Source organism: Sorangium sp. So ce1504, from assembly GCF_051521635.1.
GTDB lineage: Bacteria > Myxococcota_A > Polyangia > Polyangiales > Polyangiaceae > Sorangium > Sorangium cellulosum_B.
In genome coordinates this window covers 6344584-6371325 of sequence record NZ_CP150365.1, presented here as the reverse complement: position 1 = coordinate 6371325, position 26742 = coordinate 6344584, and the positions used below count along the sequence as shown (strand labels likewise).

Below are 26742 nucleotides of genomic sequence, written 5' to 3'. Positions count from 1 at the left end.
GCTTCTCTACCTTCCACTAGGGTGCTGTCGGGAAAATTGTACCTGGGTGCAGAAGGCAAAGTCCAGGCCTCTCGCCTGCGCGCTGCCTGCTGCGCGTCTTCGCCGACGCGGCGCTCACGTGCGCGCGTCGATGCGCGCGTCGCCGCGCCGGCGGAGGCGCGCGCAGCGCACAAAGAAATGCCGTGCCTCGCAACCATTTCATAGCGAGTCCGGGGCGTCCCGCTGCTCTGTCCCGCGCCGCGGCAGCGGCCGTGTGGGGCGGCGTGCGCGCGCTCCCGGTCCGGCGCGCGCTCATCGGGGCACGCTCGCCGCCGTCATCGCGTGGAGCACGAGCAGCGCCGCGGCGACGCCGAAGGTGATGATGTGCGCCGGCAGCCCTCCGCGGAGCGCGGCGAGGAGCGCGCGCTGGGCCGGGAGCGCGCGCAGCTCCACGGCGAGGCGGATGAGCTCCGCCAGGCCGGCGAGCCGCTCGGCCCCGCGCCCTTCGAGGACCGCGTCGATGCGGGCGCGCAGCGCGCGCTCCTCCTCGCGCAGGCCGCGCCCCGAGGCGAGCAGCGCGAGCGGGCCGAGGGGGCTCTGCAGGTAGGGCACGAGGATCTTCTCGACGATCTTCTTGACCAGATCGCTGCGCCCGCTCACCTCGCGGTAGAAGCGGTCGAGCAGCTCGCGCCGGGCGGCGCTGAAATCCTCGGGAAGCGCGGCGGTGCGCTCGATCCGGGCGAGGCGCCGCGGCGCGAGCCGGTACGCGAGCGCCGTGAAGGCGCCGGCCGCCGCGGTGGCCCAGAACACGAGGTGCAGCGCCGCGCCCAGCGTCGGGCGGCCGGACCGGGGCCACGGCGCGTGCGCGAGCGCGAGGCCGGCCGTGACGAGGCCGATCGCGAGGTGCCCGGCCAGCTGCGGGCGGAGCCGGCTCTTCACGGGCGCGGCATCGCCGCCCTCCACGGCCGTGTCGCCGCGCCGCCTGGGCCGCATCCACGCCCATCGCCCGGCGCGCTTGGGGACCGCGTAGAGCAGGAGCAGCGCCATGCCGACCGCGGCGGCGATGCCCGCTGCGAAGGCGGCGCCTTCGCCTGGGCGCGCGCCGCCGCGCGCGTGCGCCGACAGCCCCGCGGCGCCGAGCCCGGCCGCCGCGAGCGCGCTGCCTGCGACGAGCGCCGCGCCGCTCCGTGGCGCGGAGGCGCGCTCCTGCTCGCGCCGCGCCCCGCCGAGCAGGTCGCGCACGTCGGCGATCTCCTCCGCCGGATTGACGCGGAAGATCGAGCCCGTGGGGCAGGCCTTCACGCACGCGGGGCCGTCGTAATCGCGGCAGAGATCGCACTTCACGGCGATGTCCGCGAAGCCTGTGCCTCCCGGGCGCGGCGCGGCCGCGGGGCGCGGCGCCATCGCGATGTTCTCCCACGGGCACGCCTTCGCGCAGGCGCCGCATCCGGTGCAGAGCGCGTCCCGGATGAACACCTCTCCCCCGGTGTCCTTGCCGATGGCGCCGGTGGGGCACTCGATCATGCAGGCGGGGCTCTCGCAGTGCTGGCAGGAGTTCGGCAAGAGCAGGCTGCGCGGCGCCTCCTGCGCGGCCTGCTCCGCGTCGTCCACCCGCGCGCGCACCTTGTCTCCGCGGCGCACGAGCCGTGAGACCCCGTGCACGTCGGCGCACGACCACGCGCAGTGTCCGCAGCGCGCGCACGTCTCGAGATCGATGACCAGGAGCGACCGCGCGACCTGAAGGCGATAGAGGTCCCTGAAGATGTGCGCCGTGTGATTGCGCGCATGGCCGGCGATGACCGCCTCCTGACTCGCGCGGTGCTCGCCGGTGATGCGCCGGAGTCGGGGGATCAGATCAGGGTGCTTCCGCGCGAGCGCGGCGAACGTCTTCGACGGTACGGCCAGGAGCGCCGTGGCGCCGCTGGCCACGGCGCTCGCCGCCCGGCAGCGGCCCTCGTCGAGCTCGACGTCTCCAAAGAAATCACCTCGGGTGAGGTACGCGCGCACATGAATCCGATCTCCGTCCTCGGTCTGAATTTGCACCATCCCTTCAGCGATGAGCCAGAGCTCGGCGGCCGGATCGCCTGTGCGATAGATGGCCTGACCGCGCTCGAAGTGCCGATGACTCACTGCGTCAAGCAGAATTTCGACGTCGTCCGAGTCCAGGTCACGCGTGAAGGCGAGGGTGCTGAGGAGGTCGCGTGTCGCGCTCCTCCGCAGCGCGCGCTCGAGCCTCTCGGCGATCTCGGCCTTGCCGGAGCGAGCGGCGGCGCGCCGGAACAGGTGGACCGGGATCTCGACGAGCACGCTGGGGGCGAGCGCGACTGCGGTGGTCCTGCGCGACATCCCCACGACCGCCTCCTCGCCGATGACGTCGCCCGCGGCGGCGGTGCGCACCTCGGTATCGCGATCGTCTCCGCGGCGCGTCGCGCGCAGGGCGACGCGCCCGGACGCGACCACGAAGAAGGCGTCGCCGGCGTCGCCCGCGCGATAGGCGACCTCGTCCAGCGATAGGGAGCGGAGCCGCCCCGCCCCGGCGATCTCACGCCGGGCGCGCTCGTCGAGCCCTCGCAGCAAGGGGGCGTCGAACACCGCCGGCGGCCACGCCTCGGGGCGGTCAGACCCGGCGTCGCGCGCGCCGCCGTGGGTGTGGTCCGATGAGGGCATCAGCAGGTCTCCTGGTCGAAGCACGCAGGCCGCCGCTCCTCCCGACCCGCCCTCGCCGCGCGAACACGGCCCGCGCCGCTCCCCGGAGCGAGGTCGACAGGAGCGGGGCAAGCTGGGCGAGGAGCGCAACGAGCGCAAGGAGCGCAAGGAGCGCAAGGAGCGCAAGGAGCACAACCGGCGCGAAGAGCGCGGACGTGGACGCGGACGTGGACGTGGACGCGAAGCAGACGAGGCCGGCGTGTCATGGCGTCGGATACCGTCGCTCCACACCGTCGCGCATCCGCTGTCTTAAGGGACGACATGGTCTTACTTCACGTTCAAGAAGGTGCAGAAAAAGGACGAGCGTCCCGAAAATGCCTTGACACCCAGGCCGATTACAGTGAATATCCATCCTGCTAGACTCGGCATCTTCGGCGCCAGGGTTCGTTTGAGGGTTCGGCATGAAATGACTAGCATCTGTTCATGAGTGCACATGCAATGTCATTCCAAATCTACGAGGTAGAAGTATGAGTAGGCGCACGACGAGTTTGGCTGTTGCTTCCCTGGCTGCCGCGTCTTTCATCACGCTCGCTTCGGCTTCCGCGAGCGCGAAGGGCGCTGAGGACTGGGCGCTCGAGTTCATCGACAACTCCGTCAGCAACGAGTGGGGCACTGAACCCGAGTGCTTCATGAACTGGGACGACGCTGACCAGTCGAAGGCGTGGACCGGCATGACCAAGGCCGCGTGCTTCTTCACGCTGTCGCTGCAGAAGGCGATGGGGTACGCCCAGCAGGACATCTATGCGATGTGGGGCAAGAACAGCCCGTCGTCCGATTATTATTTCGATATCATCAACACGAGCCCGAAGGTCGGCGCGACCCCTTCCGGGTTCGAGACGTACTTCCGCCGTGTCGAACGGGCGGTCGACATCCAGAAGGGTGATGTCTTCACCATCGGCGCCGTGGGCCTCCCCGGTGATGACAACTACTACGCCGGCCACACGATGATCATCACCGGCGCGCCGGAGAAGATCCTCCCGCAGATCAACCCCCGCTACTCGGGGACGGAACAGTTCGCTGTGCCGATCGCGGACTCGACCAGCACGTCGCACGGGTGCAGCGGCAAGTACACGGACAGCCGGTGGAGCGGGCAGTGCATGGGCGGCTACATGGAGCCGGGCGCCGGGACGGGCTACGTGCGCGTGTACACCGACTCGTTCTCGGGCATCCTGCTCGGCTACACGTGGAGCGTCACGGCGTCGACTACGAGCTACTACTCCCCCTCCAAGCGCCCCTACCGGATCGGCAGGCTGTTCAAGCTGCCCGAGCCGCTCCCGACCGAGCCGCCCCCGCCCCCTCCCTGATCGACGGCGACGCTCTTCATGACCACGGCGCGCTGAGCTCGTCAACGCCTGACCAGCGAAGCCCTTACCCCGCAGGCCGGGGTAGGGGCTCGCCCCTTTTTGTCGGCCGGCGCGTCGAGGTGCCTGCCTCGTCCGTCGCGTCGCTGGCGTCTGTTGCGTCTGTTGCGTCCGTTGCTCCATCGCGGCGACCTCGGTTCAGGGGATCTCGACCTCGGTCCGCGCGAGCTCGACGATCTCGAGGCGTTCGAGCATCGCGTCGGTGACCAGCGAGCCGGTCGGCCGCAGTCCGCGCCGCGCCTGCTCCCGCTCGTACGCGGCGAAGGCGCGGATCAGGAACGGGGGAAACGCCCGGAAGAGCAGCCTCGCCTCGGCCCGGAGCGGGCCGCGCCGCTGGCCGGTGCGGAGATCGTAGGTGTACCGGATCGGCACGCCGGGCGGTACGGAGCGCGTATCGATGATCGCGTCCGGCCCTTTGATGACGCCCCGGCTCGCGTCCAGGGCGCCGACCGGAAAATAAACCTCGAGAAAGGCGTTCTGCCCGGAGAGGTTCGAGCCGCAAGCGCCGGTGTCCAGGTCGTAATCGCCGTCCGTGAACCGATCGGCGTGGTGCAGCCCCTGGCCGGGCCCGGCCTGGCAGGTGCCGTCTGCGGCCACGACGCCGATGCATCGGACACAGCGCAGAAAGCCGTTCTGAAAGTTGATGAGCCCTCGCCCCCGGAACGAGGTGCCGCCGAGCCGTGGAGGTGGAGTCCAGAGGGGGACATCAGGCCCGTCACGCACATCCGCGCCGAACAGCCCGCCTGGAGCGCCCGCCGGCGCGAAGGGGCTGTTCGCCTCTGGATCGGTGGTCACCCGGGCGAACACCTTGTCTCTCAGATCCTCGTCGGCGCGGTCGATCCGGCCGACCTCGTAGACCACACGCCCCTCTCCATCCCTCACCACGAGGTGAACCCAGAACTCGCGCTCCTGGCTGAAGCCGGCCGGCACCTTGTGCCCGGCGCCGGTGTTCTCGATCTCGACCGGGATCTCGACGCGATCCCCGGCCGCGCCGGCGCGGCGCGCGGCGCCGAGCTCGAAGCGGAACGTGTGGCGGAGCAAGAGATCGCGGCGGCGGCGCGCGCTCGCCGGAATGCCGTGCACGTCGAGCGACGGCTCATCGATGAGCGCGTCGGGGAACTCGTCCGACAGCGGCACATCCACGCCGGAGAAGTAATGGGTCGCGACGTCCGCCGGAGCGGTGGAGTGATCCGCGATCCGGCCCCGCGGGCGCGCGCCAGGCCTCCGCGGGGCGAAGCGCGTGCCGGGCGGGCACTCGGGATCTCCCGGCGACGCCTGCGCTCCGCTCGCCGCCGGGGCCGCCTCGCAGACGCCCGGGTAGGTGCTCATGTGGCAGTCCTGGCAGGTCGCCGCCGGGCGGCCCGCGCGCTCCTCGGACCGCGCCCAGTCCGACCACTCGGTGTAAGCGTTGCGCAGCCGCTTGAAGTGCTCGCCCCGCGCCGCGGCGAGGCTGTCGCTGCCGAAGAGGCGCACGTCGTGGCAAGCCCCGCAGAACTCGCTGGAGCGCAGGTACGCCCTCGCGCTCGCCGACGGGCGACCGTGCACAACGGGCTCGACCGCGCCCGCCGATCCCGTCGGCTGGAGCCCGGCGCGCGCGGCCGCGCCCTGACCCGAGGGGAGCAGCAGCTCCTCGGGGCGGAGGTCGTAGCCGCTGTTCGCGATCCCGAACAGGCCGCGGCCGTCCTCGGGACGCGCAGGGAAGACGGCGCCCGTCACGAAGGATGTCCACGTCGGGTTGCCCTGGTACCCGGCGCGCCCGCGCGGGCCGACCGGGCCGTGCACCTGATGGCAGAAGCTGCAGGAGATCCCCTCCAGGCCGCGCCGGGTGAGCAGGTCGCGCACGGGGAGGCGCGTGCGGGGATCGCCGCCGGCGCGGCCGTCCCACGCGGGCATCGCGGCGTCGAGGTTCTCCGCCGGGCTGTGGCAGTTCACGCACCAGTGCTCGCCGCCCGAGCCGGTGACGGCGACGCCGCTCCGCCCGTCGCGGCAGGCGCGCGCGGGATCGGCCTTGCGCAGGATGCCCGCGCCGTTCGGGCAGTCGGCGGTGCGCCCGACCTGCTCCTCGATGAGGCTCTCCAGCGCGTTGAAGAGCGGGCTCTTCACCGAGTGCGCCATCACCGAGCGGCGCCACTCCGCGGCCTGGCGGCCGTGGCACGCCGCGCAGTCCTCCGCCGCCGTCCGCGCCTGCGCGAGCGGCGCGACCGGCGCGACGGCGACCGCGCGCGGCGCCGCTGGACCGGGCTCACCCCGCGAGAGCGCGAGCGCGGCCGACGCGATCAGCGCGCCGGCGCCGAGCGGCGCGATCCGCCACAGCCGCGCCGCGGCGCCGGCTGGGCCGCGCGGCGGGGGGTGGTCGCCCGCGTCGCCCGCGTCACTCGCGCCGCTCGCGTCGCCCGGGCGCGCGCGCTCGCGCGGGGCGGGGCCGGTCCTCGCCGAGGTGGCCGCGCCAGCGCGACGGGAGGTCCGGGCGGCGTGCACCGGAAGCGCCGGCGGGCGCTCTTCGAGGAACCCGCTCAGCGCATCGGCGATCTCCTCGGCGCGCGGCGGCCGCTCCGACGGATCTGGATGGAGCAGCCGCAGCACGTACCCCTGCAGGCCCGCGGGGAGCGAGGTCGCGACGCCCTCGATGAACGGCGGCGGCTCCGCGCGGGCGGCCTCGCCGAGCGCGTGCCGCAGGCCAGCGCCCGCGAACGGGTGCTCTCCCGCGAGCAGGCGGTAGAGCACGAGCCCGAGCGCGTACCGGTTCGCGGCGCTGTCCCAGATCGCGCCGTCGGCCTGCGCGGGCGGCGTCCAGAGCGGCGGGATCTCCGAGGACACCCGCGCGCCCTCGGCGCGGGGCGCCGTGGCGGCGCCGCGGATCGCCGACCCGCCGACGAGGGCGGCGACGAGCGCGCTCGCGGGCAGCGTCACGCGGCCCGCGTCGTCCACGAGGACCGCGTCGGGCGAGAGCGGACCGGGGAACAGGCTGGCGCGCTCGCACGCGGCGAGCGCGCGGGCGACCTGGATGGCGAGCCCGAGCGCCTCCTGGAAGGGGATGGGCCCGCGCCGCGCGCGCATCCAGTCCGAGAGGGGCGCGCCCGCGAGCCGCCGCGCGAGCCAGACGCGCGCGCCGTCCGGGCTCGCCGCGGCGGCGCGCTCGCCCTCGGCCGGCGAGGCGACGCCGCCGTCGATGAAGCCGCCGACGCCGGCGCTTCCGAGCGACAGGAGGCGCGTCGCGACGGCCTGGGGCTCGGGCCCTGCCGGAGCGTCCTGGTCCGCCGCGCCGAGCCGCCACAGCTCTTCTCCTGCGCCCGCGCCGCAGCGCCATCGCGCGGCGCAGCCCACGGCCGGGAGGGGCGCGCCTTCCGTGTAGCCTGCCTGCTCTGGCGACGCTCGCCTCACCGCGCCCCCTCCGGGGCGGCCGGCGTCGCGGTGCTGGCGGGCGGCTCCTGCGCGCCGTTCGTCGAGCGCAGCGCGCAGGTCCCGAGGCCCGCGAGCGCCGACAGCGTCGCGATGATCGCGATCGCGAGCCGGGTCGGGACGTCGCGCGGCCGGTCGATCTGCTCGACGAGCGCGATCGTGTCGGCGCGAGGCGCGTCCGCTCCGCCTGTGACGCGCGCGGCGCCCGGCGAGCTCGCGCGGTCGTGGTCGTCGGCGCGGTGCGGCACGCTGGCGCGGCCGCGATCGCCGGTGCGGTGAGGCGAGCTCGCTCGGTCTCGGTCACCGGTGCGGAGCGGCGCGCTCTCGCGGTCTCGGTCGCCAGCGCGGAGCGGCGCGCTCTCGCGGTCGTGATCGCCGGCGCGGTGCGGCGCGCTCGCGCGGACGCGGTCACCGGCGCGGAGCGGCGCGTTCACCGCGGTCTGGAACGGCTCCAGCCGATCCACGATGTCCTGAGCGAGGTACGGCCGATCCTCGGGCGCCTTCTCGAGCAGCTGGAAGAGCAGCTGCTCGACGCCGCGGGGCAGCCCGCTCCGCACGTCGTCGCTGAGCGGCGGCGGCTCCGCCGTGCATTGCAGGTTGAGCAGCTCCCGCGGCGACGCCGACTGGAACGGCGGGCTGCCGGAGAGCGCCTCGTACAGGATGAGCCCCAGGCAGTAGAGATCCGAGCGGTGATCGATGGATCGCGCGTCGATCTGCTCCGGGCTCATGTACTGCAGGGTGCCGACGCTCTGCGTGTTGGTCTGGTTCATCGCCTCCACGACCTTGGCGATGCCGAAGTCCATCACCTTCACGCCGCCATCCCGCTGCACCATGATGTTCTCGGGCTTGAGATCGCGGTGGATCACGGGCGGCTGCTGCCCGTGAGCCGCCGCGAGGGCGCTCGCCACGCTGGCCGTGATCCGCACCGCTTCCGGCCAGGGAAGGCGGCCGGCGGCGCCAAGGACGGACCGCAGCGTCTGGCCGTCCAGGTACTCGAGCACCATCACGAGCTCGCCAGAGGCCTCGATGCTGGCGAGGCTCCGGACGATGTTCGGGTGCTCGAGGTGCGCGAGGATCTGCATCTCGTTCAGGAAGAGCCGGCGTCCCTGCTCGCTCCGGGCGAGCTCGGGGCGGAGCACCTTCAGCGCGACGCGCCGGCGCGACAGGCGCTCCTCGCCCTCGTAGACCTTGCCCATCCCGCCCTCGCCGACGAGGCGTCGAACGAGGTACTCGCCGATCTGATCCATGCGCGCCGTCTCCTCTCCCTCTCCCTGACCGGGGCGTCTCTTCTACGTGCGAGCAGGGCCGATGGCTTACACCCGAGCCCGCGCCCGGATCGCGGCCGGGCCCCTCCAGCGAGCGCGACGTCCCCCGCTCGGGCGGCTCGTCGCCGGAGGAGAGGATCGCGGTTCCCTGCCGCGCGGGGTATCGAAATCCTGCGCCTCGATGGAGGGCGCGGTGGTAGAACCGCCCCCATGCTCCCACGCCGGGTGTCGTTCGCTCGAGCGGCGATGATGGCGCTCGCGGTCTCGGCCTGCTCGAGGACCCCGGCGGAGCCGGAGCCGCCGCCGGCCGTCTCCAGCGCGCCATCCGCCGCGCTGCTCGCGTGGGACGTTCCGGGGAGCTGGGCTGCGCTCGACGTGCCGCGCGCCGGCCCGCGCAAGGCCCTCTACAATGTGCCGAGGGCGGCGAACGACAAGGAGGACGCCGAGGTGCAGGTCCTCTCGTTCGGTCCGGGGAGCAAGGGAGACGTCGACGCGCGCTTCAACGAGTGGTTCGCGCAGTTCGATGGCGACGTCGGGGCGAAGGCCAGGCGCGCGTCGCTCGAGGTGCGCGGCATGCCGGTCGAGCTGGTCGAGGTGGCCGGCACCTACAAGATCGCGCTCGGGCCGCAGTCCGGCGCTCGCAAGCGATCGCCCGTGGAGATGGTGAAGGACAACTACCGGCTCGTCGGCGCGGCGGTGAGGACGCCGGATCGCGGAAACTGGTTCTTCAGGATCGTCGGGCCTGACGAGACCGTGCAGTCGGCGCGGTCGGCGTTCCGGAGCATGATCGAGTCCGCGCGGTGAGCGAGCGAGAGGCCGAGCGGCTGCGAGCGCGGCGCTCGCGGCGCGCGCCGAGCACATGATACGTTGCGCGCCATGGACGACCGAAAGCGAGAGGCGCGCACGCCGGCCGAGATCTTCCGTGTCGAGGCGGAGGCCGAGGCGGAGCAGAGCCGGCTCTGCGAGGAGAGCAAGCACCAGCTCGCCAACCGCTGCCCGGAGTGCGGCAGCCTCGGTAGCATGGAACTCGTCGACGGGCTCATGCGCTGTATCGATTGCGACGAGGTGGTGGCCGCAACCCGCCAGCTGTCCGGCTTCGGCCGCCGCTGAATCCCTGTCGCGCTGCCGCGTGACCTCCCGCGGAAATCCCGATGAAATCCCAATAGATCCCAGTTGAAACGAAAATAGACACCTGAGCGACACCTGAGCGACGCCTGAGCCTCTGCCGGAAAGAACTCGCCCGGGCGTGGCGCTTTCCAGGTGATTTTCAGTCGGATCCGTGACTATTCTGCGAACATTGGCGTTCTCGCGCCCGGTTCAGTTTTCGCCCCAGACGCGGTGCACGGAAGTCCACGCAGGTCAGACGGCCGGGGCGTTGACAGCAGGACTGAAGTCTTGAAGGAGTTGGAGATGAAGCGGATCTCAGCGGAGAGCTCGGACCACCCGTCGCGGGAGACAAGCCAGGGATCCCGGGCGAGGACGGCACGAGGCGCGAGCGGGGGCCTGCTCATCCTGATGATCGAAGACAGCGCGATCACCAGCTTCGCCACGACGCCAGAGGGCGAGTCGACCAACGGTCCGCGCCGGTCCCGTCCGAAGCACTGACCCGGAGCGCCGCGAGGCGCCTTGCGGACGTGCGCTCCCATCGGAGCGCCGGCACATCGCGACGCGGTGCTGCCACATCTCAGGGATTTCCTGATGAGAGCTCGGAGCCTCGGGATGGCTGCGTCCCGGACCCCACGTCCAGCGTGCGGTGACGAGCCCTCGTGAGTCTGGCGCGCGCCGCTGGGTCGCTGGCCGTCGGGTTGCCGTTTTTTCGCCCCCTCCGCTGAATCGTGGCACCTCGTCGGTGTGGACACCCGGGGAACGACACGGAAAACCATGGTCCTGGCGCTCGTCGCCGCTGCTCTCGGCGGGGCGGGGCTCGGTTGCAGCGATCCGAGCGAGGCGATCGCGCGGATCTCCCGGGAAGAGCTTCCCGCGCTGAGCCGCGCGGCGGAGGGGAGGCCGGGCGGCGGGTCCGAGGGGCAGGCGAGCGCGGCGGCGGCGGGCGAGGCGCGATCGGACGCGGCGGTGCCGATCCGGGCCGCCGTGAGCGGCGCTGCCGCGGACGAGGGCCGCAGCGACGCCGACCGCCTCGACGCGGCGGACGCGTCGCCCGCCCGCGGCCCGGCGCGGGAGCGTCGCCGCAGGTCGGGGTCGGCTCAGGAGGCGCGCACCGCCGCGGGCGCGGCGCAGGGTGGCGTGGGAGAGGGCGCCGCTCGGGCGCCCGAACTCCAGGTGATGCGGCTCGTCGTCTCGAAGGGCATCGCCGGCCGCGAGCCGATCGAGCCGGCGACCTCGTTCGCGAGCGCGGAGATCGACCGCCTCTACGCGTTCGTCGAGCTCTCGAACAAGGACCAGGCCACCTCGGAGATCAGCGTCGCCTTCACGCCGCCCGATGGCAGCGCGCCGCTGCGCATCCCCCTCGCGGTCGGCGCGCAGCGGCGCTTCCGTACGTGGGCTGCCACGAGGAAGGCGCGCGCGGCGGGGCTCTGGTCGGTGACGGTCAGCGACGCGGCGGGCAAGGAGCTCGCGCGCGCCTCGTTCACGATCACGAAGTAGGAGGCGCCCGTGGCTCGCATGTTGTGCTCGCGCTCCTCCGCTCTCCAGGGCGCTCGCCGCGCCGCCGTCATCGCCCTCGCGCTCGCTGCGGGAGGCTGCGTCTCCCGGGCCGCGCCGGCGCCCGAGCCTGTCGGGACGCCACGCCCGCCGGCGACCGCCCCCGCCCCCGGCGCGCAGGTAGGGTGGTTCGGCTTCTGGGTCCCCGACGGTCCCACGGCCCGGGTGCTCTCGCTGCACGTCCAGGAGAGCGACGAGGACGAGCCCCCCGACGCCGAGCCGCCCGCGCGCACTCCGGCGCCCGGCACGACGCCGGCGGAGGCCGACGAGGAGCGCCGCTACGTGGTCCTGCCTGGCGTCGAGCTCGCGCCCGTCGTGGAGCAGAAGGTCGCGGAGATCGCGTCCGCCTACTTCCGGCGGACCGGAAAGGAGCTCGTGGTCACGAGCGGCACGCGGGATCCCGCGCGGCAGGCCGAGGCGATGCACGAGCTCTTCCGGCACGGCGCCGATGTCCTCGGCCTCTACAAGGACAAGACGGCGGCGCGCGAGATCAAGAGCGCCTACGAGGAGGGGCGCTCGGCCGAGCACCCGCCGGAGGCCATGATCGCCGCCCTCGAGCGGGTGATCCGCGCCCAGATCGATCGCGGCGTGTTCATCTCGGCGCACCTCCGGGAGGGCGCCGTCGACATCCGGAACCGGGACATGACACCCGCGGAGAAGCGCGCCTTCCTCGAGGGGGTCGACGAGGTCGGGGGCGTGTTCGCGCTCGAGGAGTCGCGGCCGCCCCACTACCACCTGCAGATCGATTGAGCCCAGGAGGACCCAGCGGTCCGCGCAAGGCGACCGCCAGGCCGGCGGCTGCGCGTCACTCGTCGTTGAAGCGGACGATCTGTCCCGAACCGGAGTTCGTCCAGTAGACGCCCGTCCCGTCCGCGGCGATGCCCGTCGGGCCCTCTTGATTCGCCGCGATCTCTTGCGGACCGCCGGCGCCGTCCTTGCGGAGCCGGTAGACGCTCTTTGCCTCCTGGACGGTGATGTAAAGGTAGTCCCCATACGTCGCGATCCCGGCGGGAGGGCTCGGCAGCTCTTTGTCGAGGAGGAGCACTGCGGCGTCTCCGTCCGCTCCGCTCCGCGGAAACCGCATGACGTTGTTCCCGTGGAGCCAGTAGAGGTTGGCCTCATCCAGCACGAGCAGCCCCGGCGGTTCGAGCTCCGAGAAGAGCTCCTTCTTGGGGGCATCACCGCTGATATCGATGACCGAGAGCGTCTTGTTCTTGGGATCGGTCCAGTAGACGAGGGAGCCGTCGATCACGACGTAGAGCGGCTCGCCGCCCTCCGTCAGATTCGTTCGACTGCCGCCTTGCTTGGACACCGAGGTGATGCGGTTGGCGTTCGGCCGAGCGCTGTAGACGTTGTCGGTGCTCAGCGCGATCGCGCTTGCGGCGCCGCAGCTACCCCACAGCATCTCCCCGCCAGCGGCGGGAATCGGTGCTGCTTTCGGTAGCTTCAGCAGCTTGTCTCGGGTATCCCCCGCGTCGGGGTCGCAGTCGCCTTGGAAGGCGGCGTCGGTGCTCGACCAGTAGACGTGAGTCGCGTCCAGCGCGATCGCGTCGGGCACCTCGTTGGAAGGCCCGAGCAGATCGATGACCGCCCAGTCATCCTTGATCTGCCTCCGGAGCGCGCCGCCCGTGAAGCTCCCCTGACTCCCGTCATTCCCCCTGTTGATCCAGTAGATCGCCTCCTCGTCGAGCGCGATGGCGCGAGGGTCCGCCTGGTTTTCGGCGATCGTCATCAGCTGGATCACCTGGCGATCCTCGAGCCCCGCGATCTCGGCGCAGCCGTTGAGGCCCGGCGCGAGCGCGGCGAGCGCCAGCGTCACGGCAGAGCACTTCGAGCTTCGCATCACCAATGGCCTCCGAGCACCACGGTCCCCCCGTCCGAAGCGACGCTGGGCGCGACCCACACGCGCTCGACCGTGGCAGCCTGCTCCGGCGAACGAGGGGACATCAGCACCATCGCGAGGCCGGCCCCGAGGCACACAAGCCCGGCGCCGACCGCGATGTTCGAGACCATCGCGGTCGTCCGGGCGCTCTCGTTCGCCTCGACGTCCGCGTGGCTGCAGCGGAAGCTGCCGCTGCACCCCTCCTCGACATCCCCCGCTTTCCGTATCGTCAGCACCCCGAACACCGCCCCCACGCCGATCCCGGCGATCCCGACGCCGCCAGCGACGAAGCCGAGCGCGCGCATCGGGTTGCCGGTCGCCTCGGGCTTCGCGGCCTCCGGACGGGCAGGCGGCGGGGCAGGGGGAGCCGCCTTCGCCCCCTGAACGGCGACGTCCGCGAGCGGCGGGATGGTCACCCGCGTCGTGCTGGGCCCGGGGTCGAGCGTCACCCGCTGCGACCAGGGCTGCTTGCCCGGCGCCTTGGCCTCGACCGTCGCCGTGCCCGGATCCACGGGGATGCCCGAGCCCGTGGCCGCGGTGGCGCTCAGCTCCTTGCCGTTCAGCGTGATCGTCATCGCAGGAGCCGCCTGCGTCGCCTGCGCCGCGTCCAGGACGAGACGCGTCAGCCTGACCTCCAGCTCGGACGCGCGCTTGGCCGCGAACTGGGCGCGATCCTGCTGTCCGGCGCTCGCCGCGAGCGAGGACGCCTCCGTGAACTCGGCCCATGCGCTGGCCGTCTTGCCCTCCTTCTCGTGGCAGACCGCCAGGTTCAGCAGCGTCCCGACCGTGGGATCCACGCGCTGGCTCTCTGCGAGCTTCGGGCAGGCCTCCTGGAGCTTGCCCTCGTCCATGAGCTTCTTGCCGTCCTGGAACAGCCCCTCGGCGAGCGCCTTGTCCGCCGCGGTCGGCTGCGCCAGGAGCGGTGAGGTCAGGCTGGTCCCACAGAGCAGCGCGAGCCATGCGCCCGCGTGTCGCGCTCGTAACGATCTCAATGGCGGCTCCTCAGCATCTCGTCCTCGCTGGTCGACCTCGGCGGTCTCGGCGGGTGGCCCGGCTTGAGCGGCGCTCCGGAGGCGGTCGCCTTCGGGCGCGCGTCGGCCGCAGCGCTGCCCGTGGGAGCCGCGCTCGGCGCAGGGACCGGCGGCGCCGCCGGGCTCGACGCCTCGGTCGTGGCGCTGGCGGTCGCGGCCGGAGCGCCCCGCGCTGCAGCGGGGGACTCGGGCCCGAGCGCGTCGACCGCGGCGCGCTCGGGCTGTTGTGACACGGCGGCGCTCGGCGCCTGCGACGCCACGCGCACGCTCGCGACCAGCCACACGCCCGCCCCGGCCGCGCTGGTCAGCAACGCGGCCACGCCGGCGGCGACGAGCAGCCTGCGCCGCGAGCGGCGCCGGTTGCTCGTGTGCGACCATGACGCGCCGGACAGCCTGTCGCTGTCCTCGGCCGCCCTCGAGTTGAGCAATGTCTGTCCGGCCGGCGACGCCGCGCCGATCGCGCTCTGGATGCGCGAGGTCGAGAGCTTCGCGAAGCTCGACCCGAGCGGCTCGAGGGCCTGCGCGAGCTTGCCGACGTTGGCGTACCGCTCGCTCACGTCGCGCTCCAGGCAGCGCGAGACGATCCGCTCCAGCGTGGCCGGCGCGTCGCTGCGCTTGTCGCGGAGCCGCGGCACCGGCTGGTGCAGGATGTTCGCCATCACCGCGGCGACCGTCTCGCCCTGGAATGGCGGCTCGCCCGTCACCAGCGTGTAGAGCAGCACACCGAACGACCAGACGTCGGCGCGCCCGTCGACGGTCCTCGGCGCCATCATCTGCTCGGGCGACATGTACCCGGGCGAGCCCATCACCTGCTTCGTCGACGTGAGCCCCGGCTCCGCGGGCGAGTCGAGGCCTTGCCCCTTCGAGATGCCGAAATCGAGGACCTTGATGTGCCGTGTGCCGTCCGCGTGCTCGGCGAGGAACAGATTCGAAGGCTTGATGTCCCGGTGGACGACGCCGGCCGCGTGCGCCTCGGCCACGGCCTCGAGCGCCTGCAGTACGTAATCGACAGCGTCCTGGATGGACAGCGGACCGTGGGTATCGATGACCTGCTGGAGATCGAGCCCGGTCAAGAACTCCATCACCATGAAGGGCACGCCGGTCTCGGTGGTGCCGACGTCGAACACGCGCGCGACGTGCTCGCCCGACAGGCGCGCCGCCGTCCGCGCCTCCCGCAGGAAGCGCGTGACGGCCTCCTGGTTCGCGAGGGCGTCCTGGCGCAGGATCTTGATGGCGACCTTCTGGTCGAGATCCTCGTTGCGCGCCGCCAGCACGACGCCCATTCCGCCGATGGCCACGACCCGCTCGACGCGGTACTTGGCTGCGATGAGCTCTCCCGGCTGGGCCAGCGGTGCGAGGAGCTGCGCGGTGCGGTCGGGGGTCACGGCTGGCGTTCAAGCCTACATGAACGGACTCGGTTTTCCGAGCGCCGCGCGAGGCCCAGCGCCCTTTGTCGCGCGTCCGCTGGTTTTGGAGCGCCGCGCGCCGCCCGCTCGGGCCATGGGCGCGCTCCGGACGTCACTGCACGCCACGGCGCCGCCATTCTCCTGCGGTTCGCCTGTCAACCACGCCGCCCATCAACCGCGCGGCCCATCAACCGCGCGGCCCATCAACCACGCGGCCCATCAACCACGCGGGAAGAGACCGTGCCTGCCCGCCGCGCGGAGCTCGTCCAGCCCGGCCTCCATGCGCTCGACGATCCGCGCGAATGCGCGCTCGACCTCGTCCGGGTCGCTCGCGGCCTCTCTCGGGAGCCCCAGGTGCAGCGGGCGGAGCACCCTCGTGTGGATCTTCACCGGCAGGGGCACATGGGGGATCGGGATGCCGGCGATGAGCCCCCACGGCAAGGCGAGGCCGAGCGGCGCGACGTTCGAGCGCGCGAGCTCGGGGAGGCGGAGCCACCTGGCCAGCCTGCTCCCATCCGTGGCGATGTAGAGGGACTGGTGCGCCCCCACGCTCACGATCGGCACGATCGGCACGCCCTCGCGGATGGCGAGCCGGACGAAGCCGCGGCGCCGGCCGAAGCGGATAGTGTACTGCGCCGAGGTGGGCTTGCACGCGTCGAGATCGCCGCCGGGGAAGACCAGGACTGCCGCGCCGCGGGCGAGCGCTCGCCGCCCGTTCTCCGGGCTCGCGGCGATGGCGCCGCAGGCGTTGAGCCAGGCGCCGGCCTTCGGGACGTTGAACGGGAGATCGTGCATCAGCCCGTAGGACAGCCGCGAGGGCCCATAAAGGCGCCAGAACGCCGTCATGTGGCAGTACATATCGGGCATTCCCGTCATCGCGTTGTGGTTGCTCACGGCGAGGAAGGGGCCGTCGGGCAGCTGCTCTTCGAGCTCTGTCTCGCAGCGGAAGTAGTCGTCGTAGAGGAAGCCGAGCAGCGGGAGCACCCGGGCGATGAACGCCGGGTCGCGCGCGTCGAGATCGTCCGGGCGGGCGCGCCCGCGGCCCTTGAGCGCGAACGCCGCGATCGCGTCCTTCACGAGGTCAAGGCTGGGGCGAGGCTCTCTCGGTAAGGTCAGCACCGTTCACGGTGCCCTAGCGTGCGGCCGAACCGAGGGGAAGCGGTTCGTTCAGGACACCTGCCGCGAGGCCTCGGCGCGGGTTCGCGTCCGTCACCCGCGCCGCGCCGCCTGCGGTCGCGCCGAACGCCCGCTGCGCGCCGCGCCCTCGAGCCGCGCGCGTGTGGACCGGAGGGCCGGATCGTCGCCGCCGGCTCGCTCACTCGACGTCACGGCAGCACCGGAAGCCGGTCTCGTAGTAGCGGAACCCGTCCCCGTGCGCCGGGTTCGTGGAGCCGCACCGCGGCTTCGCGCCGCCGAAGCAGCCGGACCAGTAACAGCCCTTGAGGACGTGAGGATACTCGTTGACGTGGTATCGGGTGCGCACCACCCACTCCTCGACGTTCCCCGTCATGTCGTGGACGCCGAACGCGCTCGCGCACCCGGGTCGCGAGCCGCTCGGCTCGGCCTGGTACAGCGCCTGGACCTCGGCCAGCGCCTCGTCGGAAGGCCAGGAGCCGAGCGCGCCCTCGTCGGGCGCTCTCCACGTCTTGTTGTCGTTGCAGCGCTCCGCTTCGTGGGTGTTCCCGTACGGATAGACGAACGCCTCGGGGCCCTGGCACGCCGTGTCCCACTCGTCCTCGGTGCAGAGGCGCTTTCCGCGCTCCTCGCACCAGGCGCGCGCCGAGACGGCGCTCTCCATGACGAGCGGCAGGGCGCCCTCCACGTTCGGCGCCTCGAAGCGATCGATGCAGTATCCCTGGACCTCGGCCATGTCGGGCGGGCAGGGCGCCGGGGGCGTCGTGTCGAGAGGGAAGTCCTGCTCGTCGGTTCCGTCGCTGCCTCCCCCGCCGCCGCCTTCTCCGGGGCCCCCGCCGTCTCCCGCGCCGCTGCCTCCGCCCGATGTCACGGACGCCGACGAGGAGGACGACGCCGCCGCCGCGCCCCCGCCGCCTGGGGCGTCGTCCATGCCGGCGCCGAGACCGCCGTCGCAGGCAGCGCTGAAGAACGCCACGAGCCCTAGCAGCGAGGTGAGCCGAGCGGCGAGGGGGAGAGCTCCAGAGCGCATTGCGGGCTCCTCATCGGACAACGTGTCAGAGCGGCCGTCGCGCGTCGAGCGTGCGCCGCGCTTCCCGTGCTCCGCGCCGTGGTTCATCGCGTCAGATCGTCCTCGACATCGACATTCGTCCTCCGCCTTCCTCCCTCATCGATCCTCGTGGCGCTCGGACGGAGTTCACCCGCAGAGGGCGGCAACGCGCGACAGCGGTGCTCGGACGCGACAGCGCCGGGAAAAAGCATATCAACCGTCGAGCCGCGAGCGGGGTACCTTGAACGCCAGGAAGAGAAAATTCCACGGCTTGTTCGCTTCGTTGGTGCCGTACCGATCTCTCCTCCCGGGATTCGGGTTCTCGGTTCCGGGTCGCGGGACCCGGCGCGGCCGAGCGACGCGCTAGAAGCGGAGCTTACATCGGAGGATCGCGCTCGGTGTGACACGCGCGGCGGTCAGCCGGCTCGCGCGCGCGTCGACGCGGACCTGGACCGCCACCGAGCCCGCGAGCGCGCGGCCCACCAGGTCGCGCGCGAGCAGCCCTACGGCGCCGGTCAGGTGCGACATCGCGGCAGAGCCAGCCAGGAGCGAGCATGGGATGGATCCAGATAGATCCATCCCGATCGCGGCGTCCGCGCCGTTGCGCTCGACGGTGCCCGTTCCTTTGAGCTTCAGCGCGCCGGCGGCGACCTCCACGCCGCTCAGCGCGACGCGCTGGCGGTCCGCAGAGAGGCGCGCGTCCGCCTTGACGGTCGTGGTGTTGCCGAAGAGGAGCCCGTCGAGCTCCTTGGGGTGGGGCAGGGTGAAGCCCTTGACCGTGAGCGCGATCGGCCCTTCGAGCGGCGCTTTGGACAGGGCGGTCCGGTCCGCCCCATCCGCGAGCCGCAGCTCGAGCGTTCCGGCGACGACCATCGTCGAGGCGCCGACGTCGACGCCGAGGAGCGCGCCCACGGTGGAGAGCGGCGTCGGCGCGAGCTCGATCGAGGCGCTCGGCGAGGGGCGCGGCCGGAGCTCGGCCCTGAGCGGCGCCGAGACGAGGTCCTCGCCGCCGAGGCCCAGGGTGATCGACGCTGCGCCGATGGACCAGGCGATGTCGGTGCGCGCGATCTCCTTGCCGGCGACGAGCACGCGAGCCTGCTTCAGGACGCCGAGCTCCGGCCGCGGCGCGCCGGGCGGCGCGGCGGCGCCCTCGACCGGGGCGGCCGCGCGCCGCTCGAGGGCGCCGTCGGCCAGCGCGAGCACCTCCGGTCCGCCTTCGTGATCCCGGAGACCCAGGCGGACGCGGCCCGTGGTGAGCGGCAGCGCCGCCGCGCGCGGGCCGTACTGCGCGACCCACGCAGGCAGATCCTCCAGGGCGTCGGTCCCCACGAGGGTGAGCTCGACGCCTTCCGTCGCGATCCGCGCGGGCGAGAAACCGCGCAGCTCGATTGTGGCGCGCGCGACCGTGCCCGAGATCCCGCGCACCCCGAGGAGAGAGAAGCGGCCGTCGCGCAGGCCGATCGAGCCGAGATCGACGTCGATCTTCCCGGGATCGAGCGCGACGCCGCGCGCGCGGGCCTCGGCGATGATGCGCCGGCGGAGCGCGGGAGGACCGAGCACGACGAGCGCGGCGACGGCGGCCGCGACGACGGCGACGACCACGAGCGCCGCGATCAGGGCGCGGCGGCGCCGCTTGCCGCGCGCGCCTGGCGGCGCGCCGCCGCTCTCGCCGGGGGCGCGCGGCGCACCGTTCTCGCCGGGGGCGCGCGGCGCGGCGAGCGGCGCCTCCGCGTCGGTGTCGGGGGAAGAGGCAGAAGCGGGGCGAGGGGAGGGCGCCACGAAGTGGGATCCCTGTAGCGTCGTTCGAGCGCCGTCGCGAGCGCTTCGCGCGGCTCGGCGCGCTTGCAGCCGAGCCCTCGCCTGCGCTACGGGTCACAGAGCCGCCTGTAGTCCGGTCCCGGAGCCCGGTATGAAGATCACCATCATCGCGAGCGGGAGCGGAGGCAACGCCACGCTGTTCGCTTCCCGCGGCACGCGGGTCCTCGTGGACGCGGGCGTCGGGCCGCGGGTGCTCGAGCAGTGCCTCTCGGCGGCGGCCGCGGGCGGCGCGGACGGCAGGCTGCTGCCCGACGCGATCGTGATCACACACGCGCACGCCGACCACGTCGGCGTGGCCGCCAGGTACAACAAGAAGCACAAGATCCCGATCTACGCCTCGGAGGCGACTGCACGCGCGGCGGAGCTCGGCGATCCAGAGCGCGTCCGGGCCTTCTCGTCGCGCGAGCCGTTCGCGGTTGGCGCGCTCACCTTCTCGCCGAGGCCGCTGCCGCACGACGCGGCGCAGGTCGCGCTCGTCGTCGACGACGGCGCGCGGCGGGCCGCGCTCGTGACGGATCTCGGCGAGGTCCCTCCGGGGCTCCTGGAGCACGTCGCCGGCTGCGATGTGGTGATGCTCGAGTCGAACTACGACGCGGGGTTGCTCGAGGCCGGCCCGTACCCGCAGCACCTCAAGCGCAGGATCCGCTCGGCGCGGGGCCACCTGTCGAACGCGCAGGCGTGCGAGCTGCTCGCGGCGCTGCCCGGGGGCACGCACACGGTCGCGCTGATGCACCTCTCCGAGGCCAACAACCGCCCCGAGCTCGCGCTCGACGCCGCCCGTGACGCGCTCGTCGGCCGGCGCACGCGCCTCGTCGCCGCGCCGCCTCGGGGGCCGCTCGTCCTCGACGCGGCGGCGCCGCCGGCCCCTCCGTCCGGCGCGGCGCGCTCGTCGCTCGGGCCGCCGGCTCCCCCGCGCCAGCTCGGTCTGTTCACGGGGATATGAAACGACGCTCCGGCCGAGGCGCCGCCGCTCGGGCGCGCGTCAGATCCCCTCGAGCCGCACCTTCTGGCCCGCGACGACGCCGTGGCGCCGCGCCCAGCCGGCGTTCAGCTCGAGGACGTACGTCGACGGACATCCTACGTCGAAGGTCGAGTCGTTGAGCGTCGGGGTGTTCTCCTCGATACCGACGATCGTACCGTCGCTGTCGATGAACAGCATGTCGAGCGGGATGCACGTGTTGTGCATCCAGAACGAGTGATTGTTCCGCTGCTGGAAGACGAAGATCATCCCGCGGTTCTCCGCCATGCTCGTCCTGTACATGAGGCCGCGGGAGCGCTCTTGCTCTCTCCTGGCGATCTCGACGGTGACATCGGGGGCCTTGGCCTCGAGGAAGGTCACCTTGCCGGTCGCGAGCTGGAACGGGCCGGTCGGGTCCTCGGGGCACGCCGGATCCGGGCCGGTGAGCTTTGGAGACGGCCGCTCCGGCATCGACGGCGTCGGCTGGATGCAGCGGCCGGCGTCCCGCTCCCCGGTCGAGGCGGGCGGCGTCCCGGTCGAGGCGGGCGGCGCAACGTCGCCCACGTTGCTGCTGGGCGTGAGCGGGAGCGGCTCGTCGACGCGGCGCTCGCACGCGCCAAGGGCGATCCCGAGCAGCAGCGCGCCCAGGGCGGGAACGAGCGAGGCGAGCGCGGCGGGAATGGCCAGCGAGGCGGACGTGGTGGACGTGAACGGACGGGTCGCGAGGGCGCAGCGCGAGCTCATGCCGCTTCCTACCACGGCGACGCTCGTCCTTGACCGCTGGACCGCGACGCGGGAAATCGTCGCACGATGAACGCTCGAACCCTCGCCATTCAGTCCCTCGCCACCCTCGCCACGCTCTCGGCCCTCGCGGGATGTTCGAAGACCCCCGAGCCCACGGCCGAAGAAGCGCCGAAGCCGAAGACCACGCCTGCGTCGACGGGGCTGGCCGGAGGCAAGGCGGAGACGGCAGAGAAGGAGCGCCCTCAGCCGCAGAAGCGCAAGGTCACCGCGAAGCCGGTCGCCGAGGTCAAGCCCAGCGAGGACGACCCGGTCAAGGGCAAGTGGACGCTCGACGACGCCACCAAGGGGCTCCCGCCGGGGAAGACGTTGACCGCGTCGATCGAGACCGATCTCGGCACGCTGTCCTGCAAGCTGCTGGACGACAAGGCCCCGATCACCGTCGCCAATTTCGTCGGCCTGGCGCGAGGGATCAGGCCCTGGAAGACGCCGGAGGGGACGTGGGAAAAGAAGCCCGCTTACGACGGCACCATCTTCCACCGCATCATCAAGGGATTCATGATCCAGGGCGGCGACGCGAAGAAGAACGGCACCGGCGAGGCCGGTTACGTCATCCCCGACGAGGTCTGGGAGGACGGCAGCCACGATCGCGCAGGGCTCCTGTGCATGGCGAACCGCGGCAAGAACACGAACTCCGCGCAGTTCTTCATCACCGACGCGGCGGCGTTCCACCTCGACAACGGCTACACCATCTTCGGTGAGTGCGGGCCCGAGGAGCTCGTCCACAAGCTGGCCGGCGTCGAGGTCAAGGGCGAACGCCCGGTCACCCCGCCGGTCATCAAGAAGGTGACGATCACCCGGCAGTGATCGGTCCGAGGCGCCCCGCGCCGAGCCCGGGCTCCCGCCGCCCCGCGGCGAGGAGCCGAGCTCGGAGCGGGCGCGCTCACGGGCAGTCGTTCTCTTCGCCGGGCGTCGGCGTGGACGCCACGGTGAAGCTGACGTCGAGCCACTCGCTCGTCTCGTCGTGCCCGCTGATGCCGTTGCCTTCGGTCAAGAGCTCGCCGGACTCGAGATCGCTACAGCGGACCATGCTCGCCCCGCTGCCGGCGGCCGCGGCCGGCCGCTGGCTGCCGCGCGCGGTGTCATCGGCATAACCGGTCTTGCCTGTCTTGTACACCATCGCCGAGTTCCCCAGCTCCTCGCCCCAGATGACGTAATCGACGTCCTTGAGCGGGCTGCGCTCCGTGCCGTCCCACTCGAAGAGAATCACCATCTCTCCGCCGTCGGTGAGCAGCGCGCCGGATTGCGCTCCGAGGGCGCCGTTCGTGGGCGCGATCATGGGCGGCACGTCCGCCCCCTCGCAGGGGATGGGCGTCTCGTCCAGGGCGAAGTCGGCGCACCGCTGGTACTCGAGCTCGAAGCCGTCATCGCTCGCCAGCACGAGGCGGGCGCCCGCCGCGATCATGGTCCCGGGGGGGAACTGGACGAGGAAGTCCGTCCCTGCGCTGCCTGTCGGCGCGAAGGCGGTACCCGTGGTGATGGCATAATAAACGCTGTTGTCCGAAAGGTAGTAGTTGGTGAGGTCGATCTCGGCCTCGGTCGGGTTCCAGATCTCGATGAACTCGCCCGCTCCAGGTCTGACGGCGACCTCCGAGATCAGCAGGTGGCCGGCGGGCTCACCGGGGACCACGCCGCCGCCGCCGCCGCCGTCTCCACCGCCAGCGCCGCCAGCGCCGCCAGCGCCGCCTTCACCGCCCCCGCCGGCCTCACCGCCGCCGCCGCCTTCGCCGGAGCTGCTCGAGGTGGTGCTGGAGGAGCTCGCTCCACCTCCTCCCGTCTCGTCATCGCCGCCGCACGCCATGAGGGGGGCGAGCGCCAGAGGGGGGGCTGCGAGGAGTGCGATGGTGAGGAGGTTGCGCGTGTGCATTGTTGAGAGATACATCAGAGCGCCGGCCAACAGGCAAGTGGGATTGCAGCCTGGGGGAAACGATCCACCGCTCGTCGTGGCGTCAGGACACTGCCATCGCTGCCAAATGCATGGCGGGCGCGCGAGGAATCGATAGCATGGCGACATGCGACGGTGCTCCTCGCTCCTCCTGACACTCCTCTGCGTTCTGCTCCCTGGGCTCGGTCTCGCTGTCGGTTGCGGCCAGACAGTCATCGTGGACGATCCGTCCGCAGACGGCGGGGGCGGCGGCGAAGCCGGCGCTCCGCCCGTCCCGACCGGCGGGGGAGGCGGCTCGGACCCGGGGAGGGATCCGCTCGAAGAGTACGAAGACCCCGGCTGTCCCGACACCGGGCCGCCGATCACCGATTTCGCGTGCGATCCGTACGATCAGTCGAGCGACTTTTGCGCCCCGGGAGAGGGGTGCTTCATCTACGTGCAGTATCCGGACGAGCCGTGCGGGCAGGAGATTTACGGCGCTTACTGCGCGCCGGCCGGTCCAGGCGGACAGGGCGATCCGTGCAGCGGCGGCAGCCAGTGCGGCGCCGGGTTCGCCTGCGTGGTGACCGGCTCGGGCACCCAGTGCGTCGAGCTCTGCGCGCTCAGCGGCGACGACAACTGCGATCCGGGGTTCGTGTGCGAGCCGATCGACGTCGCGGGGATGGGCGGATGTCTGTGACGACGTACGCCCTGGGTCGGCGCGCGCGCCGGAAGGCGGCGCTGGCGGCGGCCCTTCTCGGGACGGTTCTTGGCGGCGGGTCGCTCTCAGGAGGGTGCGGGGCGCGGACGGGGCTGAACATCCCGCCGCCCGCGCCGGAGTGCGAGGTGGACGCCGACTGTCCCGGCATCGAGGACCTCTGCAAGCCTGTGTTCTGCCAGCTCTTCGAGGCGGGGCAGCCCGACGGCGGCGCGGCGCCCTCGTCCGAGGGCGCGGCCCCGCGGCGCGGCGGGGAGTGCGTCGCGCTGGAGCCGGTGGAGTGTGACGACAGCGATCCCTGCACCAAGGACACGTGCGAGAGCGCGACCGGAGCGTGCGTCTACGGGCCGTCGACGCTCGACATCGACGGCGACGGCTTCCGCGCGGCGCTGCCCGGCACGATCCCTGGCGAGCCGCTCGCGTGCGGCGACGACTGCGACGACGCGAGCGCCGCGGCCTTCCCTGGGGGGATCGAGATCTGCGACGGCGTCGACAACGACTGCGACGGCACGGTCGACAACGGGGCGCGCTTCGTGCCGCTCGACACCGACGCGACCCGCATCTCGGGCGACATCGCGCCGGCCGGCTCTGGCGGGCTCGCCTGGAGCGGGGCGTCGTACGCGTCGCTCTACACCGGGACCACGCAGGGCTTCAACGTGTACCGCTCGATGATCAGCGTCGACGGTCAGCCGCTCGCGCCGGGCGAGGAGATCATCACGCCGAAGAACGGCGACGCCTCCGGCGGGCCGATCGTGTGGGTCGGCGATCGGTACGGCGCCGCCTGGCAGGACCGGCGCGACGGCGACTACGAGGTGTACTTCTCCCTCCTCGACGAGGACGGCCAGAAGGTGGAGGGCGGGGATCGGCGGCTCTCGAAGGCGCCCGGCTTCTCCGTCAACGTGACGCTCACCTGGAACGACGCCGAGTTCATCCCCGTCTGGCAGGACGAGCGCAACGGCCTCTTCGATCTGTTCGCGCAGCGCATCGACATCGACGGCAACCCGATCGGCGACAACGTCCAGCTCACGGAGGCGTCGAACGGCTTCGGCAACGAGGCGCCCTCCGCGGCGGCCGGCCAGGGCGGCATCGGGGTCGCGTGGTCCACGGGCGACGCGGCCACGCACTTCATCCAGTTCCGGACGTTCACCGCCGAGCTCGATCCGCGCTCGGAGATCGTCACGCTGACGACCGGCGAGACCGACGCGGTCTATCCGACGGTGGTCTGGAACCGCGATCGCTACGTCATCGCGTGGTTCGACAAGTCGGCGAGCCTCAAGGCCATCTACGCGGCGGCGGTCTCGGAGGACGGCGAGCTCCTCGCGCCGCCCACGCCCATCTCGGACCCTGGGCCCTTCCGCTCCAGGTACCCGTTCCTGCGCCCGCTCGGCGATCGGCTGCTCGCGATCTACTCGGACGACCGCGATCAGAACGACGGCTACGAGCTCTACGCGGTCACGGTCAACGCGGATCTCGCGCCGATCAGCGCGGAGCAGCGGCTCACCTTCGCGCCCCGCGACAGCATCAGCCCGGTCGCGACGTTCGGGCCGGAGGGCGACGTGGGCATCCTCTTCCGCGACGATCGCGAGGGCGGCGAGCACCACGTCTTCTTCACGCGCCTCGGGTGCATCGCGGGCGACTGACGGCGGCCTCGCGGGCCGGGCGCGGCGCGTCGGTCGACGCCGGCCCGGCGCCCCGCTGGGCCGCGCTCAGTCCCGGGTCGGCTGGCGGCGCAGCCGGAACGGGCCGGCGCGGTGGACCTTGCCCGGGAGCGGGCGGCCGATGACCTGCTCGGCGACGTTCCCCGCCTCGATCACCTTGTCGAGATCGACGCCGGTCCGGACGCCCATCCCGTGGAGCATGAACACGAGGTCCTCCGTCGCCATGTTGCCCGCCGCGCCCGGCGCGTAGGGACAGCCGCCGACGCCCGCCACCGACGCGTCGAAGTCGCGCACCCCGAGCTCCAGGCCGACCAGGATGTTCGCGAGCGCCGTGCCGCGCGTGTCGTGCAGGTGCAGCGCGAACCGCTCGGGCGGCATCGCGTCGAGGAAGCGGCGGACGATGTCGTGCGTCTGCCGCGGGGTGCCGACGCCGATCGTGTCGCCGAGGGAGACCTGGTAGCAGCCGAGGTCGATGAGCCGCTCCGCGATGCGCACGACCCGGGCAGGGTCGACGTCGCCCTCGTACGGGCAGCCCCACACGGTCGAGACGTAGGCGCGCACGGCGAGGCCCGCCTCGCGCGCCGGAGGGACGATCTCCGAGAACACCGAGAGGGTGTCGTCGATCGACTTGTTGATGTTGGCGCGGTTGTGCGCCTCGCTCGCGCTCAGGAAGACGGCGATCTCGCGCAGGCCCACCGCCAGCGCGCGCTCGAGGCCGCGCGCGTTCGGGCACAGGGCGCTGAAGGTCACGCCCCGCTCCGCCGGGAGCGTCCGCGCGAGCTCCTCGGCGTCGGCGAGCTGCGGCACCCACTTCGGCGAGACGAAGCTCGTGATCTCGATCCTGCGGAGACCGGCGCCGACGAGCGCCGCGATGAGCCGCCGCTTGCCCTCGATCGGGATCATCGCCGCCTCGTTCTGGAGCCCGTCCCGCGGGCTCACCTCGTAGATCGAGACCTCGTCGGCGACGCGGGCGAAGAGCGGCGCCGAGGCGGCGGCGCGATCCGCGCTCTCGTGATCGGCGGTCCCCTCGGTCATCGGAGGACCCTCGGCGCC

Annotated in this window: 22 protein-coding genes; 10 read left to right on the top strand and 12 right to left on the bottom strand. The window is 72.4% G+C overall.

Going from position 1 to position 26742, the window contains the following annotated elements:
* Window positions 1-291 precede the first annotated feature (291 nt).
* Window positions 292-2646: a cyclic nucleotide-binding domain-containing protein gene (locus WMF39_RS23850; RefSeq protein ID WP_437747756.1), complete on the bottom strand. Its 2355-nt coding sequence runs from the start codon at window positions 2644-2646 to the stop codon at window positions 292-294.
* Window positions 2647-3173: 527 nt separating this feature from the next.
* Here WMF39_RS23850 and WMF39_RS23845 point away from each other — a divergent pair.
* Window positions 3174-3989, top strand: a complete 816-nt coding sequence (locus WMF39_RS23845) for a hypothetical protein (protein WP_437747755.1) — start codon at window positions 3174-3176, stop codon at window positions 3987-3989.
* Window positions 3990-4184: 195 nt separating this feature from the next.
* On the opposite strand, the gene WMF39_RS23840 is transcribed toward WMF39_RS23845, so the two are convergent.
* Both WMF39_RS23840 and WMF39_RS23835 read right to left on the bottom strand, forming a co-directional pair.
* A complete protein-coding gene (locus tag WMF39_RS23840; protein ID WP_437747754.1) occupies window positions 4185-7427 on the bottom strand; it encodes a serine/threonine protein kinase in 3243 nt (1080 codons plus the stop codon).
* The gene (locus tag WMF39_RS23835; protein WP_437747753.1) at window positions 7424-8692 is read right to left on the bottom strand and encodes a serine/threonine protein kinase; all 1269 of its coding nucleotides are present in this window, start codon (window positions 8690-8692) and stop codon (window positions 7424-7426) included. The genes WMF39_RS23840 and WMF39_RS23835 overlap by 4 nt, the downstream gene beginning before the upstream one ends.
* A 228-nt stretch (window positions 8693-8920) precedes the next feature.
* Between WMF39_RS23835 and WMF39_RS23830 the strand changes: the two genes are divergently transcribed.
* The 5 genes from WMF39_RS23830 (at window position 8921) to WMF39_RS23810 (ending at window position 12121) form a co-directional block, all read left to right on the top strand.
* Entirely contained in the window at window positions 8921-9514 is a 594-nt protein-coding gene (locus tag WMF39_RS23830) for a hypothetical protein (protein ID WP_437747752.1), read from the top strand.
* A 72-nt stretch (window positions 9515-9586) separates the two neighbouring features.
* Window positions 9587-9820, top strand: coding sequence for a hypothetical protein (locus WMF39_RS23825; RefSeq protein WP_437555038.1), 234 nt, complete (start codon window positions 9587-9589; stop codon window positions 9818-9820).
* A 300-nt stretch (window positions 9821-10120) separates the two neighbouring features.
* Complete coding sequence (locus tag WMF39_RS23820; protein WP_437747751.1) at window positions 10121-10315, top strand: hypothetical protein; 195 nt, start codon at window positions 10121-10123, stop codon at window positions 10313-10315.
* Window positions 10316-10591: 276 nt separating this feature from the next.
* Window positions 10592-11314: a DUF2914 domain-containing protein gene (locus WMF39_RS23815; RefSeq protein WP_437747750.1), complete on the top strand. Its 723-nt coding sequence runs from the start codon at window positions 10592-10594 to the stop codon at window positions 11312-11314.
* Between the two features lie 18 nt (window positions 11315-11332).
* Entirely contained in the window at window positions 11333-12121 is a 789-nt protein-coding gene (locus WMF39_RS23810; protein ID WP_437748020.1) for a hypothetical protein, read from the top strand.
* Window positions 12122-12176: 55 nt separating this feature from the next.
* On the opposite strand, the gene WMF39_RS23805 is transcribed toward WMF39_RS23810, so the two are convergent.
* From WMF39_RS23805 to WMF39_RS23780, 6 genes are all read right to left on the bottom strand, one after another.
* Complete coding sequence (locus WMF39_RS23805) at window positions 12177-13214, bottom strand: hypothetical protein (RefSeq protein WP_437747749.1); 1038 nt, start codon at window positions 13212-13214, stop codon at window positions 12177-12179.
* On the bottom strand, window positions 13214-14245 hold the full coding sequence (locus WMF39_RS23800) for a hypothetical protein (RefSeq protein WP_437747748.1): 1032 nt from the start codon (window positions 14243-14245) through the stop codon (window positions 13214-13216). The genes WMF39_RS23805 and WMF39_RS23800 overlap by 1 nt, the downstream gene beginning before the upstream one ends.
* Complete coding sequence (locus WMF39_RS23795) at window positions 14242-15669, bottom strand: serine/threonine-protein kinase (RefSeq protein WP_437747747.1); 1428 nt, start codon at window positions 15667-15669, stop codon at window positions 14242-14244. Before WMF39_RS23795 ends, WMF39_RS23800 begins: the two co-directional genes overlap by 4 nt.
* 240 nt (window positions 15670-15909) lie before the next feature.
* Window positions 15910-16767: a 1-acyl-sn-glycerol-3-phosphate acyltransferase gene (locus WMF39_RS23790; protein ID WP_437747746.1), complete on the bottom strand. Its 858-nt coding sequence runs from the start codon at window positions 16765-16767 to the stop codon at window positions 15910-15912.
* Window positions 16768-17005: 238 nt separating this feature from the next.
* Window positions 17006-17854 (bottom strand): formylglycine-generating enzyme family protein, encoded by an 849-nt coding sequence (locus tag WMF39_RS23785; protein WP_437747745.1) that lies wholly within the window; start codon window positions 17852-17854, stop codon window positions 17006-17008.
* 381 nt (window positions 17855-18235) lie between these two features.
* Window positions 18236-19651: a hypothetical protein gene (locus WMF39_RS23780; protein ID WP_437747744.1), complete on the bottom strand. Its 1416-nt coding sequence runs from the start codon at window positions 19649-19651 to the stop codon at window positions 18236-18238.
* 130 nt (window positions 19652-19781) lie between these two features.
* Between WMF39_RS23780 and WMF39_RS23775 the strand changes: the two genes are divergently transcribed.
* Window positions 19782-20633 (top strand): MBL fold metallo-hydrolase, encoded by an 852-nt coding sequence (locus WMF39_RS23775; protein WP_437747743.1) that lies wholly within the window; start codon window positions 19782-19784, stop codon window positions 20631-20633.
* Window positions 20634-20672: 39 nt separating this feature from the next.
* On the opposite strand, the gene WMF39_RS23770 is transcribed toward WMF39_RS23775, so the two are convergent.
* The gene (locus WMF39_RS23770) at window positions 20673-21392 is read right to left on the bottom strand and encodes a DUF192 domain-containing protein (RefSeq protein WP_437747742.1); all 720 of its coding nucleotides are present in this window, start codon (window positions 21390-21392) and stop codon (window positions 20673-20675) included.
* Between the two features lie 66 nt (window positions 21393-21458).
* On the opposite strand from WMF39_RS23770, the gene WMF39_RS23765 reads away from it, so the two are divergent.
* Window positions 21459-22256, top strand: a complete 798-nt coding sequence (locus WMF39_RS23765) for a peptidylprolyl isomerase (RefSeq protein ID WP_437747741.1) — start codon at window positions 21459-21461, stop codon at window positions 22254-22256.
* A 76-nt stretch (window positions 22257-22332) separates the two neighbouring features.
* On the opposite strand, the gene WMF39_RS23760 is transcribed toward WMF39_RS23765, so the two are convergent.
* Window positions 22333-23316, bottom strand: a complete 984-nt coding sequence (locus tag WMF39_RS23760) for a lamin tail domain-containing protein (RefSeq protein WP_437747740.1) — start codon at window positions 23314-23316, stop codon at window positions 22333-22335.
* A gap of 235 nt (window positions 23317-23551) precedes the next feature.
* Between WMF39_RS23760 and WMF39_RS23755 the strand changes: the two genes are divergently transcribed.
* Complete coding sequence (locus tag WMF39_RS23755) at window positions 23552-24013, top strand: hypothetical protein (RefSeq protein ID WP_437747739.1); 462 nt, start codon at window positions 23552-23554, stop codon at window positions 24011-24013.
* Window positions 24004-25671: a putative metal-binding motif-containing protein gene (locus WMF39_RS23750; protein WP_437747738.1), complete on the top strand. Its 1668-nt coding sequence runs from the start codon at window positions 24004-24006 to the stop codon at window positions 25669-25671. Before WMF39_RS23755 ends, WMF39_RS23750 begins: the two co-directional genes overlap by 10 nt.
* A 66-nt stretch (window positions 25672-25737) precedes the next feature.
* On the opposite strand, the gene WMF39_RS23745 is transcribed toward WMF39_RS23750, so the two are convergent.
* Window positions 25738-26724: a hydroxymethylglutaryl-CoA lyase gene (locus tag WMF39_RS23745; protein WP_437747737.1), complete on the bottom strand. Its 987-nt coding sequence runs from the start codon at window positions 26722-26724 to the stop codon at window positions 25738-25740.
* Window positions 26725-26742 lie beyond the last annotated feature (18 nt).

Coding starts and splice junctions, on each gene's coding strand:
- WMF39_RS23835 (WP_437747753.1), bottom strand. CDS start 8,692: ATGGATCAGATCGGCGAGTACCTCGTTCGACGCCTCGTCGGCGAGGGC.
- WMF39_RS23815 (WP_437747750.1), top strand. CDS start 10,592: ATGGTCCTGGCGCTCGTCGCCGCTGCTCTCGGCGGGGCGGGGCTCGGT.
- WMF39_RS23810 (WP_437748020.1), top strand. CDS start 11,333: ATGTTGTGCTCGCGCTCCTCCGCTCTCCAGGGCGCTCGCCGCGCCGCC.
- WMF39_RS23745 (WP_437747737.1), bottom strand. CDS start 26,724: ATGACCGAGGGGACCGCCGATCACGAGAGCGCGGATCGCGCCGCCGCC.
- WMF39_RS23770 (WP_437747742.1), bottom strand. CDS start 21,392: ATGAGCTCGCGCTGCGCCCTCGCGACCCGTCCGTTCACGTCCACCACG.
- WMF39_RS23825 (WP_437555038.1), top strand. CDS start 9,587: ATGGACGACCGAAAGCGAGAGGCGCGCACGCCGGCCGAGATCTTCCGT.
- WMF39_RS23820 (WP_437747751.1), top strand. CDS start 10,121: ATGAAGCGGATCTCAGCGGAGAGCTCGGACCACCCGTCGCGGGAGACA.
- WMF39_RS23805 (WP_437747749.1), bottom strand. CDS start 13,214: ATGCGAAGCTCGAAGTGCTCTGCCGTGACGCTGGCGCTCGCCGCGCTC.
- WMF39_RS23785 (WP_437747745.1), bottom strand. CDS start 17,854: ATGCGCTCTGGAGCTCTCCCCCTCGCCGCTCGGCTCACCTCGCTGCTA.
- WMF39_RS23775 (WP_437747743.1), top strand. CDS start 19,782: ATGAAGATCACCATCATCGCGAGCGGGAGCGGAGGCAACGCCACGCTG.
- WMF39_RS23760 (WP_437747740.1), bottom strand. CDS start 23,316: ATGCACACGCGCAACCTCCTCACCATCGCACTCCTCGCAGCCCCCCCT.
- WMF39_RS23765 (WP_437747741.1), top strand. CDS start 21,459: ATGAACGCTCGAACCCTCGCCATTCAGTCCCTCGCCACCCTCGCCACG.
- WMF39_RS23830 (WP_437747752.1), top strand. CDS start 8,921: ATGCTCCCACGCCGGGTGTCGTTCGCTCGAGCGGCGATGATGGCGCTC.
- WMF39_RS23750 (WP_437747738.1), top strand. CDS start 24,004: ATGTCTGTGACGACGTACGCCCTGGGTCGGCGCGCGCGCCGGAAGGCG.
- WMF39_RS23850 (WP_437747756.1), bottom strand. CDS start 2,646: ATGCCCTCATCGGACCACACCCACGGCGGCGCGCGCGACGCCGGGTCT.